The organism is Craurococcus roseus, from assembly GCF_039523795.1.
Classification (GTDB): Bacteria; Pseudomonadota; Alphaproteobacteria; order Acetobacterales; family Acetobacteraceae; genus Craurococcus; species Craurococcus roseus.
Genome location: NZ_BAAAFZ010000125.1, coordinates 19,962 through 33,110, shown reverse-complemented (window position 1 = coordinate 33,110; position 13,149 = coordinate 19,962). Strand labels below are relative to the sequence as shown.

12 protein-coding genes are annotated in these 13,149 nt (G+C 72.5%); 5 read left to right on the top strand and 7 right to left on the bottom strand.

What is annotated here, in order from left to right; genetic code table 11:
- Nucleotides 1-112: 112 nt before the first annotated feature.
- Complete coding sequence (locus ABD067_RS25955; RefSeq protein ID WP_343898337.1) at nucleotides 113-1,450, bottom strand: tetratricopeptide repeat protein; 1,338 nt, start codon at nucleotides 1,448-1,450, stop codon at nucleotides 113-115.
- A gap of 197 nt (nucleotides 1,451-1,647) precedes the next feature.
- Between ABD067_RS25955 and ABD067_RS25950 the strand changes: the two genes are divergently transcribed.
- Nucleotides 1,648-2,277: a TetR/AcrR family transcriptional regulator gene (locus tag ABD067_RS25950; protein WP_343898336.1), complete on the top strand. Its 630-nt coding sequence runs from the start codon at nucleotides 1,648-1,650 to the stop codon at nucleotides 2,275-2,277.
- A 50-nt stretch (nucleotides 2,278-2,327) separates the two neighbouring features.
- On the opposite strand, the gene ABD067_RS25945 is transcribed toward ABD067_RS25950, so the two are convergent.
- Both ABD067_RS25945 and acnA read right to left on the bottom strand, forming a co-directional pair.
- The gene (locus tag ABD067_RS25945; protein ID WP_343898335.1) at nucleotides 2,328-2,591 is read right to left on the bottom strand and encodes a hypothetical protein; all 264 of its coding nucleotides are present in this window, start codon (nucleotides 2,589-2,591) and stop codon (nucleotides 2,328-2,330) included.
- Nucleotides 2,592-2,741: 150 nt separating this feature from the next.
- Entirely contained in the window at nucleotides 2,742-5,438 is a 2,697-nt protein-coding gene (gene acnA / locus ABD067_RS25940) for an aconitate hydratase AcnA (RefSeq protein WP_343898334.1), read from the bottom strand.
- A gap of 113 nt (nucleotides 5,439-5,551) precedes the next feature.
- On the opposite strand from acnA, the gene ccmA reads away from it, so the two are divergent.
- From ccmA to ABD067_RS25925, 3 genes are read left to right on the top strand one after another with little or no spacing between them, the layout of a single operon-like run.
- Nucleotides 5,552-6,148: a heme ABC exporter ATP-binding protein CcmA gene (gene ccmA / locus ABD067_RS25935; RefSeq protein WP_343898333.1), complete on the top strand. Its 597-nt coding sequence runs from the start codon at nucleotides 5,552-5,554 to the stop codon at nucleotides 6,146-6,148.
- Nucleotides 6,145-6,813 (top strand): heme exporter protein CcmB, encoded by a 669-nt coding sequence (gene ccmB, locus ABD067_RS25930; protein ID WP_343898332.1) that lies wholly within the window; start codon nucleotides 6,145-6,147, stop codon nucleotides 6,811-6,813. Before ccmA ends, ccmB begins: the two co-directional genes overlap by 4 nt.
- Nucleotides 6,814-6,847: 34 nt before the next feature.
- On the top strand, nucleotides 6,848-7,504 hold the full coding sequence (locus ABD067_RS25925) for a Uma2 family endonuclease (protein ID WP_343898330.1): 657 nt from the start codon (nucleotides 6,848-6,850) through the stop codon (nucleotides 7,502-7,504).
- On the opposite strand, the gene ABD067_RS25920 is transcribed toward ABD067_RS25925, so the two are convergent.
- From ABD067_RS25920 to ABD067_RS25905, 4 genes are all read right to left on the bottom strand, one after another.
- Nucleotides 7,501-8,541, bottom strand: coding sequence for an alpha/beta fold hydrolase (locus ABD067_RS25920; RefSeq protein ID WP_343898329.1), 1,041 nt, complete (start codon nucleotides 8,539-8,541; stop codon nucleotides 7,501-7,503). The two genes, ABD067_RS25925 and ABD067_RS25920, sit on opposite strands and share 4 nt — an antisense overlap.
- Nucleotides 8,542-8,855: 314 nt before the next feature.
- Nucleotides 8,856-9,431 carry a precorrin-2 dehydrogenase/sirohydrochlorin ferrochelatase family protein gene (locus ABD067_RS25915; protein WP_343898328.1) on the bottom strand — a complete coding sequence of 192 codons (576 nt, stop codon included), beginning with the start codon at nucleotides 9,429-9,431 and terminating at the stop codon, nucleotides 8,856-8,858.
- Between the two features lie 51 nt (nucleotides 9,432-9,482).
- Nucleotides 9,483-10,469, bottom strand: coding sequence for a Bug family tripartite tricarboxylate transporter substrate binding protein (locus ABD067_RS25910; RefSeq protein ID WP_343898327.1), 987 nt, complete (start codon nucleotides 10,467-10,469; stop codon nucleotides 9,483-9,485).
- Nucleotides 10,470-10,487: 18 nt separating this feature from the next.
- The gene (locus tag ABD067_RS25905) at nucleotides 10,488-12,209 is read right to left on the bottom strand and encodes an NADPH-dependent assimilatory sulfite reductase hemoprotein subunit (RefSeq protein ID WP_343898326.1); all 1,722 of its coding nucleotides are present in this window, start codon (nucleotides 12,207-12,209) and stop codon (nucleotides 10,488-10,490) included.
- A gap of 96 nt (nucleotides 12,210-12,305) precedes the next feature.
- Between ABD067_RS25905 and cobA the strand changes: the two genes are divergently transcribed.
- The gene (gene cobA / locus ABD067_RS25900) at nucleotides 12,306-13,139 is read left to right on the top strand and encodes a uroporphyrinogen-III C-methyltransferase (protein WP_343898325.1); all 834 of its coding nucleotides are present in this window, start codon (nucleotides 12,306-12,308) and stop codon (nucleotides 13,137-13,139) included.
- Nucleotides 13,140-13,149: the final 10 nt, after the last annotated feature.

Sequence of the window (13,149 nt, the reverse complement as noted above, 5' to 3'; positions counted from 1 at the left end):
TGTGCAATAACATAAGGACCTATCAACTTACAGTGGAAGTCCGGGCCATCCAGACCGAATTCCTGCGAAGTGTCGGCGGGCGCCACCGGCCGCGCCCGCCGGTGTCCCTCGGTCAAGCCGCCCGCTTCGCCTCCAGCGCGGCGCCGCGGCGCGCCCAGGCGAGGTTGAGTGGGCTGTCGGGCTTGGCCGCCAAGCGCTCCGTCGCCATGGCCTCGGCCAGCGGCTTGTCGCCCAGGCGGAGCGCCGCCTCCGTCAGCGTCCAGGAGAAGACGTCCCGCTGCGCGTGGCTGCCGCCGAAGCGGTTGGCCTTGCCCCTGATCGGCAGCAACTGGGCGACCGCCTCTGCGTAGTCGCCCTGGCCGAAGGCGGCGAAGCCGAGGCAGGCGGGCAGCCCGACCTCCCGCGCCATCATGGCGTTGGTGCCGGCGCCCTCGGCCGACCGCCGGACGTTGGCGATCAGCTCGCGCTGCGCCGCTGCGTCGCCGAGGCCGACGAAGGCCATCATCGCGTGCAGGTCGTTGAAGGCGTAGGCGCCGTCCGCGATCCGCGCCTTCCAGCCGTCCGCGAGCCGGTGCCAGCGGTCGCCCACCGGGTGCCCCAGAGCGTGCAACCGCCAGAGCAGGGCCGAGCCGTCCACCAGTTCCAGGGCTTGGCCGAAGTTCCCGCCGGCAATGTCCTCGTCGAACAGCCGCAGCGCCTCCGCCGCGTCGCCGCGGTCGAGGTGGAACAGCGCGAGGTGCCACCAATTGTGGTAAGCGAACATGCTGCCCGGCGCCCAATCCGGCGCGGTGGCCCGGATGAAGGCTACGCCCTCGGCCGCGCGGCCCGTCATCTCCATGACGTGGGCGACGGCGTGCGCGGCCCAACCGTCTTGCCGGTCCAGCGTCAGCGCCTTGCGCCCTACCTCCTCGGCCGCCGCGTAGTCGCCGCTCTCCTCCAGGCCGAAGGCGTGCATCCCGAGCATGAAGCCCTGGCCCGGCGCGCCGCGCCAGTACGGCAGCACGCGGGCGATCCGGTCGCGCAGCATGTGCGAATAGCCTAGCGCGAAGTCGCCGATGTGCGCGAACTGGACGGCGAGGCCGTCGCGCGGGTGGGCGATGGCGGTGCGGCCCCACGCCTCGGTCGCGCCGGAGTAGTCGCCGTCCGCCCAGAGCCGCAGGGCCGCGATGTGCCCGCGCTCCCGGTCGTTGGCGCGGGGCGCCAGCGCTTCGGCGGCTTCGAGGCTGCGGAGCATCTCCCCCTCGAACGCCTTGTCCAGCGCGGTGGCGAGGACGCCGGCGCGGAAGGCGTGCGGCATGGGGCAGTCAGGTTGTTCCGCGATCACCGCGTCGATGTCGGCGACAGGGTCGGCTTGGTAGGCGTGCAGCTTCAAGGTGGCGGCCTCCAGGCCGCGCACGGTCGCTGGGCTCGCGCCGGACACGGCGTTGCCCCACAGGTCGGTGGCGTTCATGGCGTTGGCGTTCCTCTTCCTCTTTCGCGTTTCACGCGGCTGGAGGAATGCGCAATCGCGGCCGGCGCCGATAGCCGACGCGTGGTCCAGGGGCGGGCGCCAGACCTAATGCAACGGAATCAAAGCTTTGCGGCCGCTTCGTTCCGTGATGCACCGCACAGCGGACGGAGGAACTGCACCCGTAGTACAGTCGGACCATGCTCGAAAAGGTCGCCACGAGGAAGGTCTCGGCGCGCGAGCGCCTGCTGGACGAAGCAGAGGCCTCGGTCCTCCGCAAGGGCTTCGCCGCGACCTCGATAGACGAGCTGATCGCGGCGACCGGCATCTCCAAGAGCGGGTTCTTTTACCACTTCAGCGACAAGAACGACCTCGCCAAGGCCCTGCTCGTCCGCTTCATCGAAACCGACAAACGCATCTTGGACGAATTGTTCGAGCGCGCGGACGCGTTGAACGAGGACCCGCTGCACGGCTTCCTCGTGTTCCTGAAATTCTTCGCGGAGATGCTGGCGGAGTTGCCGGGCGGCGCGCACCCGGGCTGCCTCGTGGCTTCCTACTGCTACCAGGAGCAGCTCTTCAGCCGCGACATACGGGAGCTAAACCGCTCGGCGGTGCTGGCGTGGCGCGAGCGGTTCCACGCGCGCTTCCTGCGCATCGCCGAGCGTTACCCGCCACGGATGGACCTCGACCTGCGCGATCTGGCCGACATGGCGTCCGCCCTGGTGGATGGCAGCATCACGCTATCCAAAACCCTGCGCGATCCGGCGCTGATGCCAAAGCAGGTGATGCTTTACCGAGCCTTCATCCGCGCCGCGTTCGCCCCGGGCTGACCAGCTGACCAGCGGCACGGCCCTCATGGAGCCGCGCCGCGTCGAACGCCTCAGCGACCGGAGCCGGTCGTGCCGCCCAGGCCAGGCTGAAGACCGCCGCCCACACCACCTGAACCGCCACGTGCGGGCGGGACGGGAACGCCGCCGCCGGTTGCGGGAGAAGGCGAAGAGCCGGTCGGATTGGCCGCGGTCGGCCGGCCTGGTTCACCCGTCGGACCCGTGCCGGGCGAGGTGTAGCGCCCTTGGGGCCGTTGCTCGCACGCCGCGAAGGCGAGCAGGGCGACGACGGCGATGGCCGGCTTCATGATGGTCATTCTCGAATGCCTCCGTTCATACAGCGCCTATGCAACAACACGGGCGCTTGGCAGTTCCATCGGAACCCCTTTCGCCAGCGATCCGCAGGCGAGGGGAAAAGGCGGCGCCCCGCGGCGGCGGCGCCGTGCAGGCCCGAACGCGGCGAGCGCCTACGCCGCCTTGGCCATCCCGCGCAGCACGTAGTGCAGGATGCCGCCGTTTTTGTAGTACTCGACCTCGTCCGCCGTATCGACGCGGCAGAGGAGTTCCGCGCGGTCCTCGCGGCCGTCAGGTCGGTGGATCACCATCTCCACGGTCATCCGCGCCCGCAGCTCCTCCAAGCCGAGGATGTCGATCAGCTCCTCGCCGGTGATGCCGAGCGTCTTGCGGTCCTGGCCTTCGCGGAAGGTGAGCGGCAGCACGCCCATGCCGACCAGGTTGGAGCGGTGGATGCGCTCGAAGCTCTCGGTGATGACCGCCTTCACGCCGAGCAGGAAAGTGCCCTTCGCGGCCCAGTCGCGCGACGAGCCGGTGCCGTACTCCTTGCCGCCGAAGATCACCAGCGGCACGCCTTCGCGCTTGTAGCGCATGGCGGCGTCGTAGATCGGCATCTGCTCGCCCGAGGGCTGGTGCTTGGTGTACCCGCCCTCGACGCCCGGCACCATCTCGTTCCTGATGCGGATGTTGGCGAAGGTGCCCCGCATCATGACCTCGTGGTTGCCGCGGCGGGCGCCGTAGCTGTTGAAGTCGTTCTGCCGGACCTGGTGCTCCAGCAGGTACTCGCCGGCCGGCGAGTTCTTGCGGATGGAGCCCGCGGGCGAGATGTGGTCGGTGGTGATCGAGTCGCCCAGCACCGCCAGCACCCGCGCGCCGCGGATGGAAGTGACCGGCTCCACATCCGGGCTCATGCCCTCGAAGTAGGGCGGGTTCTGCACGTAGGTGGAACCGGAGTTCCATCGGTAGGTGTCGCTGTCCGCCTCGACGCGGATGCCCTGCCACTGCTCCGGACCCTTGAAGACGTCGCCGTAGCGCTCCTGGAACATCTCCCGCGTGACCACTTGGTGGACGATGTCCGACACCTCCTTCTGGGTCGGCCAGATGTCCCTGAGGTACACCGGCTGCCCGTCCTTGCCGGCGCCGATCGGGTCCTTGGTCAGGTCCTTGGTGATGGTGCCGGCCAGCGCGTAGGCCACCACCAGCGGCGGCGAGGCGAGGTAGTTGGCGCGGACGTTGGCGTGGACGCGGCCCTCGAAATTGCGGTTGCCCGAGAGCACCGAGACGGCGACCAGCTTGTTGTTCTCGATCGCGTCCGCAATCGGGTCTGCAAGCGGGCCGGAGTTGCCGATGCAGGTGGTGCAGCCGTAGCCGACCGTCTGGAAGCCGAGCGCGTCCAGGTCCTGCGACAGGCCGGACTTCTCCAGGTACTCCGTCACCACTTGGCTGCCCGGGGCGAGCGAGGTCTTCACCCAGGGCTTGGCGGTGAGGCCCTTCTGCACCGCCTTCCGCGCCACCAACCCCGCGGCCACCAGCACGTAGGGGTTGGAGGTATTGGTGCAGGAGGTGATGGCGGCGATCACCACGTCGCCGTGGCCCAGGTCGTAATTCGAGCCCGCGACGGGCACGCGCTTGGACGCCTCGTCGCCCGGAACGCCCATGGCGCCGGCGGCGAGGTCGCGGGCGAAGGCGGAGGCGGCGTTGGACAGCGCCACGCGGTCCTGCGGCCGCTTCGGCCCGGCCAAGGAGGGCTCGACGGTGGAGAGGTCGAGCTCCAGCGTGTCGGTGAACACCGGGTCCGGCATGCCGCTCTCGCGCCATAGCCCCTGGGCCTTGGCGTACTCCTCCGCGAGCTTGATGCGGTGCTCGTCGCGGCCGGACAGGCGGAGGTACTGGATGGTGACGGCGTCCACCGGGAAGAAGCCGCAGGTGGCGCCGTACTCGGGCGCCATGTTGCCGATGGTGGCGCGGTCGGCGAGCGGCAGCTCGTTCAGGCCCTCGCCGAAGAATTCGACGAACTTGCCCACCACGCCCTTCTTGCGGAGCATCTGGGTGACGGTGAGCACGAGGTCGGTGGCGGTGACGCCTTCGCGCAGCTTGCCCATCAGCCGGAAGCCGATCACGTCGGGGATGAGCATGGCGATGGGCTGGCCGAGCATGGCCGCCTCCGCCTCGATTCCGCCCACGCCCCAGCCCAGTACGCCGAGGCCGTTGACCATGGTGGTGTGGCTGTCGGTGCCGTAGCAGCTATCCGGGTAGGCGTAGGTGTCGGCGCCGTCCTGCGCGGTCCAGACCACCTGCGCGAGGTATTCCAGGTTGACTTGGTGGCAGATGCCGGTGCCGGGCGGCACCACGCGGAAGCTGTCGAAGGAGGACTGGCCCCAGCGCAGGAACTCGTAGCGCTCGCCGTTGCGCTGGAATTCGATGTCCACGTTCTGCTTGAGGGCCGTCGGCGTGCCGGACACGTCCACCATCACCGAGTGGTCGATCACGAGGTCCACCGGCACCAGCGGGTTCACCCGGCGCGGCTCGCCGCCGAGCTTGACGATGCCGTCGCGCATGGCGGCGAGGTCCACCACGGCGGGGACGCCGGTGAAGTCCTGCATCAGGATGCGGGCGGGGCGGAAGGGCACCTCCTTCTCGGAATGCCCGGAGGGCAGCCAGCCTGCGATGGCCTTGGCGTCCTCCACCCGGTAGGTGCGGCCGTCCTCGTAGCGGAGCACGTTCTCCAACAGCACCTTCAGGCTGAAGGGGAGGCGGGAAACGTCGCCGACGCTCTTGGCCGCCTCGGGCAGGCTGAAGTAGTTGTAGGTCTTGCCGTCCACCGTCAGGGTGCGGCGGGTCTTCAGGCTGTCCTGCCCGATCATCCGCATGGTCCGGGAGTCCCTTTGTCCGAAATCGTGTCGATCGCCGGTTGCGATATGGGCGGGTGTTAAGCATGGCGCCAGGGGGCTGGTCCACCGCGCGCGGCGCCGGGTAGGGGCCGGTGCTGGAAGCGCGGGAACTCGCCTGCCTGCGGGGCGAGCGGGCGGTCTTCGCCGGCGTCTCGTTTCGGGTTCCTCCGGGCGCGGCGCTGCTGCTCACGGGCGCGAACGGCGCGGGCAAGTCCAGCCTGCTGCGGCTGCTGGCCGGGCTGCTGCGCCCGGCGGCGGGCGCGCTGCTGTGGGAGGGCGAGGACGCGCTGGGCGACCGCGTGGAGCACGCGCGCCGGTTGCGCTACCTCTCGCCCCAGGACGCGCTCAAGCCTGCCCTGACCGCGCGGGAAACCTTGGCCTTCGCGGCGCGGCTGCACGGCGCCGCCGGGGACGCGGGCGCGGCGCTGGCGGCGCTCGGCCTGCTGCCGCTGGCGGAACTGCCGGTGCGCCTCTTCTCCACGGGGCAGCGGCGGCGCTTGGCGCTGGCCCGGCTGGCGCTGGCGCCCGCGCCGCTCTGGCTGCTGGACGAGCCCACCCTGGGCCTGGACACCGCCGCCGTGTCGCGCCTCGGCGGACTGCTGGCGCGGCACCGCGAGGGCGGCGGCGCGGTGGTGGCCGCGACGCACCTGCCCCTGCCGTTGCCGGGCGCGGCCGAGTTCCGGCTGTGACACCGCCGCGCCCGTGGTCCGCGCTGCTGGCGCAGGAACTCCGCTTGGCCGCGCGGCACCCGGGGGACACCCTGGCGGCGGTGCTGTTCTTCGTGCTGGTGGCGGCGCTGTTCCCCTTCGGCTCCGGCCCGGCGCCGGAGGCGCTGGCGCGGTTGGCGCCGGGGGCGCTGGTGGCGTCGGCGCTGCTGGCGGCGCTGCTGCCGCTGGACCGGCTGTTCGGCGCGGACGCGGAGGACGGGACGCTGGACCAACTGCTGCTATCGGGCCTCTCGCCTGCGGCGTTGGCGGGCGCGAAAGCGGCGGCGCACTTCCTGACGACGGGCGTGCCGCTGCTGCTGGCGACGCCGGTGGCGGCGGCGATGCTGCAACTGCCCGTGGACGCTTGGCCCGCGGCGCTGGCGGCGCTCGGCCTCTGCTCCGCGTTCCTGTCGCTGCTCGGCACCGCGGGCGCGGCGCTGACCTTGGGGGCGCGGCGCGGCGGGGCGCTGCTGCCGCTGCTGGTGCTGCCGCTGGCGATCCCGGCGGTGATCTTCGGCGCGGCAGCGATCGAAGCGGCGGCGTCCGGGCTGCCCGTGCGGCCCATGCTGCTGCTGCTCGGCGCGTTGGTCGCCGCGGCGCTGCCGCTGGCGCCGCTGGCGGCGGGGGCGGCGCTTAGGGAGGGGTGAGCCGCGCCGGCGCCCGTGCTAGAACGACGAAGCCGTGTCGCTCGCCCACCGCCCGCTGCCGACGACGCTCGCCGAGTTCCTCGCCTGGGAGGAGCGGCAGGAGCTTCGCTACGAGTTCGACGGCTTCGCCACGGTCGCCACGACCGGCGGCATCCGGGCGCACGAAACCATTTCGGTGAACCTCTTGGTCGCCCTCGGGAGCCGCCTGCGGGGCGGTCCGTGCCGCGCGTACGGGAGCAACCTCAAGATCGAAGTGCCCGGGCGCATCCGCTACCCGGACGCCTCCGTCACCTGCGGCGAACCCGGCGCGGCGCGCGACGCCGTCGAGCGTTCCCCAGTGGCGGTGTTCGAAGTGCTGAGCGAGGGCACGCAGACGGTGGACCGGATGGACAAGGCGCGCGAGTACCGCGAGACGCCCTCCGTGCGGCGCTACGTCACGATCGAGCAGGCGCGCGCCGCGGCGACCGCCTACGCGCGCGCCGGCGATGCACTGGACCGTCGCCCTCCTGTTCCGGGGCGACAGGCTGGCCATGCCCGAGATCAGCGTCGAGATCCCGCTCGACGAACTCTGCGCCGGCCTCGACCTGGACGAGCCGCCGACGGCCACGGCTTAGGAGCGTGGCCGTCGGCGCCCTGCCGACGCGGCCAGTCCTCGCGGCGGCATGGGGCGAGGTGGGGCTTTCCTTCCTAGGCCGCCAGGGCGGACCCTTCCCGGACCGCCCGCTGTGGCGATCTCCGCAGCTCATTCGGCGTCCCGGCGAAGGCCGCCGCGGCGACCGATCGGATCGCCTCGACGACCTCCGCCGGCGCGAAATGGTGGACCATGTGCCCCGCCCCTTCGACGATCCGGAGCGTGCTGCCCGGTATCTCGGCGTGCAGCCGCTCGGCCGCGCGCTTGAAGACGATCTTGTCGCCGCGTCCCGCCACGATGGCGACCGGCATGGCGCCGAGGTCGCCGTAGCGGTGGCGCAGGCGCACCGCGCCGGGGATCATCAGCGCGCCGTCGCTCGAGGTGGCACGGATCTGGGAAGGCCGCAGGGCCATCGCGTCCGAGTACTCCGCCCGGAACCGCTTCGCCACCGGAGCTGGCGAGAACATGGCCCGCTTCAGAAGCGGCATCAGCAGCCGGCCCAGCAGCGGCGAGAGCGTGTGGCGCAGGACGTCGCCCAGCACGGGCACCGCCGCCGGCACCACCAGCAGCACGTCAGGGCGCGCGGTCCAGAAGTAGTAGCCGGACAGCACGACGAGCCCCGCCGTGTCGGCCTTGTGCCGCGCGGCCAGGGACAGGGCGACGATCGCGCCCCAGGAATGGCCCACGACCACCGGGCGCTCGACCCCGAGGCGCTTCAACGCCTTGTGGAGCAGCTCGGCCTGCGCCGCGGCTGTCCAGGACCGCCCGTGCGGGCGCTCGCTGTGGCCGAAGCCGGGGCGGTCGAAGACGATGACCCGGTGGGTATCGATCAACCGCTCGGCGATGCCGCTAGTGTCGTAGTCGTCGCCCGTCACGGCGTTGCCGTGGATCAGGACGATCGGCTGCCCGGCGCCCCTGTCGGTGTAATGCAGTCGGACGCCGTCGACCTCGACGAACCTGCCCCGGGGCGGGTGCTCGCGCTCAGCCCGGCGCGCGGCGGCGTGGTTCGCCAGGGCGAGCCCGGCGAGGGCCGCCGCCGCGCCGGCGAGGAGCGCCGGGCCAGAAGCGAGCTTCTTGGCTGCTGCGAAAAGATTCAACGCTAACTCTTCCTTGGTGTGCCGCGGCCGTCCACCCTCGCCCGGGATGCGCAAGCGGGCGGGTGGTGTGGTCCGCGAGCGAGGAGGGTGGTTCGCCGCTGTCTGATGCCCGACCTGGCAGCGCTGCAACGCAGCATGCGGCTAACCACCCCCAAAGTCGGAGGTTCCCGACGCGGTTACGCCGGCTTCATTACGATTTGGCGAAACGGGCCGGCCCTGCAATGGCCCAGCTGCGCGTCGCGGTGCCGGCTAGCGGGGCGGCGTTCCGGCGCGGCAAGGCGGAGCGGCCGAGACGGGGCGCTCGCCCTCCACGATTAACGGGCGAGGTCGCAGGGGCAGGCCAACCACTGTTCCATGAGGCCGGCCGTCGCGGCGACGATCTCGGCGCCCGTCGCGCCATCGGCGCGCAAGCCCTCGCGCAAGGCCACGGCTTCCGCGAAGCGCCCTTCCCACTCCGGGCCGAAGCGCCGCTCCAGCCATTGCCGCAGCAGGCGCGCGACGGCGGGGCTGCGGCCTTCGGTGGAGACGCCGATCACCAAGCTGCCGCGGCGCACCATGGCGAGGGCGTAGGCGTCGCAGAAGGGCGGCACGTCCTCGGCGTTCACCAGCACGCGGTGCGCGCGGGCGAGGGTGGCGAGGCGCGCGGTGGTCGCCTCGTCGAGCCCGGCGGTGAACAGGAGGCGGGCCTCCACCACCTCGGCGTCGGAGGGCAAGCGTCCGACCAGCCGGGCGCCGGCGCGCTCGCGCATCTCGGGCGAGGGCGCTTCGGCGAAGACCGTCAGGCGGCGGGCGCCGGCCGCGTCCAGCATGCCGAGGCGCGCCAGGGCGGCGCGGCCGTCGCCCACCAGCAGCACCGGCCAGTCGGACAAATCGAGGGCGAGGGGCAGCATTGGCCGGCTCCGTGCGTGCCCGTCCAGGCTAGCCGTTCGGCGCCCGGGGCGTCAGTCCGGCTGGATGCGGGCGCGGCGGACCACCGCGGCCCAGCGCTCGGCGTCGGCGCGGATCAGAGCGCCGAGCGCCTCCGGCGGTTCTTCCACCGGCTCCATGCCGAGCGCCGCCACGCGCTCCGCCACGTCGGGCCGGGCGAGCACGCGCGCCGTCTCGGCGTTGACGCGCGAGACGATGGCGGGGTCGGTGCCGGCGGGGGCGACGAGCCCATGCCAGCCCACCGCCTCGGCGTCGCGGATGCCCGCTTCGGCCAGGGTCGGCACCTGCGGCAGCGCCAGCGTGCGCCGGCCGGAGGAAACGAAGAGTCCGCGCAGCCGCCCGGCGCGGACGTGCTCCGTCACCGCGCCGATGTTGATGAGCACGCCCTGCAAGGAGCCGCCGAGCAGGTCGTTCACCGCCAGCGCTCCGCCGCGGTACGGCGCGTGGGTCCAGCGCGCCTCGGCCGCCTCCTGCACCACTTCGCCGAGCAGGTGCGCGAGGCTGCCGTTGCCCGGCGTCCCGACGGCGACCGGGCCGCCGCGCGCGAGGCGCAGGAAGTCTTCCAGGGAGCGCGCGGGGTGGTCGGCGCGCACCACGAGGATCTGCGGCACCCGCACGGCGCGCGCCACCGGCGCGAAGTCGGCCACCGGGTCGAACCTCAGGCGTGGGAACAGCGCCTTGTTGATGGACAGGCTGTCGGAGCCGGCGAGCAGCGTGTAGCCGTCCGGCTTCGACCGCGCGGCGTGCTCGTAGCCGATGTTGCTGCCGGCGCCGGGCTGGTTCTCCACCACGACGTTCTGGCCGAGCGCGTCGGTCAGGTGCCGGGCGAGCAGGCGCGCCACGATGTCCTGGCTGCCGCCGGTGGCGACGGGGACGATGATCCGCACGGGATTTTCCGGCCAAGCGGCGGGCTTGGACTGGGCGCGGGCCGTCCAGGCGGCGGCCGGGCGGGCGGCGAGCGCCGCCGCGGGCAGCAGGGCGAGGAGGGAACGTCGGTGCATGTCGTGTCTTCTCGAAGGTCAGGCCGCGGCTGCGGGGGCGCCCCGCCCGGCGAGGGCGAGCGCGGCGTCGGGGCCGAGGCGGTGCGCGAAGTCGCCGAAGCCTTCGCCGGGTCGGCGTTGCGCGGCGAAGGCGGCGAACAAGGGTTCGAGCGTGGCGCCGATGTCGTCCTCCGGCACGCGCTCCAGGAACTTGTAGGACAGGCGCGTGCCCTCGAAGTCGCCGCCGAGGAATATGGCGTACTTGCCCGGCACGCGCCCGACGAGGCCTATGTCGCCGGAGTAAGGCCGCGCGCAGCCGTTCGGACAGCCGGTGATGCGGAGCGAGACGCGCTCGCCCCCCAGGCCGTGCCGCGCCATGGCCGCCTCGATCTGCGCCACGAGGGGCGCGCGCACGCGCTCGGCCTCCGTCAGCGCGAGGCCGCAGGTGGGCAGCGCGGGGCAGGCGAGCGCCCAGCGGGCGAGGGGCGTCAGGTCCTCGGCCATGGTGACGCCATGGGCCCGCAACACGGCGTCGACCTGCGGGCGGGCCTCCTCCGGCAGGTTGGTCAGCAACACGTCCTGCTGCGGCGTGAAGACCGGGTCGGCGCCGAAGCGCTGCACGATCTCGCGGAGCGCGCTGCGGAGCGCCGTGTCGGGCGTGTCCTGGATGCGGCCGGAGGGCACCGGCACGCCGAGCCACCAGCGGCCGTCGCCCTGCGGCTGCCAGCCGAGCAGCTCCGGCATCCGGAGGCGCGGCAGATCGCGCGGCGCCGGCAACGGGCCGCCCCAGTAGACCGCCAGCTCCTCGCGCACCGTGTCCACGCCGCGGTCGTCCACCACGTATTTGAGGCGGGCGCGGCGGCGGTCGGAGCGGTCGCCGTGGTCGCGCTGGTAGCGGACCACCGCCTCGGCGGCGCGGAGCAGGTCATCCGGACCGACGAAGGCGATCGGCGTGGCGAGGCGCGGGTAGGTGTCGGCGCGGTTGTGCGTCATGCCCTGGCCGCCGCCGATGCAGACCTGGTAGCCCTGGAGGGCGCCCTTCTCGAACACGGCGATGAAGCCGAGGTCGTTGCTCAGCACGTCCACGCTGTTGTCGCCGCCCCGCTCGTCCAGGTGGGCGATGGCGATCTTGAACTTCCGCGGCAGGTAGGTGGCGCCGTAGAGCGGCTCCTCCTCCTCGCCCGACCCGGCCACCCGCTCCTCGTCGAGGAAGATCTCGTGGTAGGCGCGCGTCTTCGGCATCAGCGCGGCGGCGAGCATCCGGGCGTCGGCCAGCACGCGGGCGTGGGCGGCGTCGCGGACCGGCGCGGGGCTCGCCATCACCTGCCGCACCACGTCGCCGCAGGCGGCCATGGTGGTCAGCAAGGCGTGGTTCACCTCGGCGACCGTGGCCTTCACATTTTCCCGCAAGACGCCGTGGAATTGCATGGAGGCGCGGGTGGTGATGCGCAGCGTGCCGTTGGAATAGCGGTCCGCCAGCGCGTCCAGGACCAAGTATTGTTCCGCGGTCATCGTGCCGCCGGTGGGGCGGACGCGGATCATGAATTGCCACTCCTTGTCCTCGCCGCGCTGCTTGCGGACGGTGGCGGTGTCCCGGTCGTACTGCTCGTAAAACCCGTGAAATTTGACCAGGGTATGCGCGGTTTCGCTGATGCCGCCGCGCGCTTCGGGGGCCGACAGGGCTTCGGCGACGTCGCCGCGGAGGCGGTGGCTCGCTTCCTTCTGCCCTTCCACGCCGGAGGGCTTCTTCGCATTGGCCATGGTCGTCCGGTCCCGCCGCTTTGAGAAAAACGCTTGCTTGACGTAGATAGGCAGAACTACCTTCTGTCAAACGTATTTTTTCGGGATGGGACGCGGATGGGCGTCGTGGAATATTGCTCCGCCTTGGCCTCGGGCGACGGGCCCCGGCCGGGCGAGGTGTGGTTGGTCGGCGCCGGGCCGGGCGACCCCGGCCTGCTCACCCTGCGCGCCGCGGATGCGCTGCGGCGGGCCGACCTCGTGCTGCACGACGCCCTGCCCGGCCGGGCCGTGCTGCGGCTGGTGCGCGCCGGCGCGAAGATCGTCCCGGTCGGCAAGCGCAAGGGCGCGGCGCCCTTGTCCCAGGCCGCGATCAACGCCCGGCTGGTGGCCGGCGCCCGCGCGGGGCTCAGGGTGGTGCGGCTGAAGGGCGGCGACCCCTTCGTGTTCGGCCGCGGCGGCGAGGAAGCGGCGGCGCTGGCCGCGGCCGGCATCCCTTGGCGTGTGGTGCCCGGCGTGTCGGCTGGGCTCGCGGCGCCGGCGGCGGCCGGCATCCCGCTCACCCACCGCGGGGTGTCCAGCGCCGTGACCTTCGTGACCGGCCACGACGAGACGGGCGGGATGCCCGGTGGCGTGGATTGGGGCGCGTTGGCGCGGTCGGGCGGCACGATCGCCGCGTTCATGGCGCTCACCCGGCTGGACGAGATCGCGCTGCGCCTGCTGGCCGAAGGGCGTCCGCCCGAGACGCCCGTGGCGGTGGTGTCGGAGGCGAGCCTGCCCGGCCAAGCTGTGCTGCGCACCACACTGGGCGCCTGCACGCTGGACGCGCGGCGCGCGGCCCTGGCGACGCCGGCGTTGGTGGTGATCGGGGAAGCGGCGGGCTTGGCGGCGGCGCTGCTGCCGCCCGTCCACGCCGAAGACGCGCGGCGCCGCGCCGCGGTCGCCGCCGGGTGACGGTCCGGCG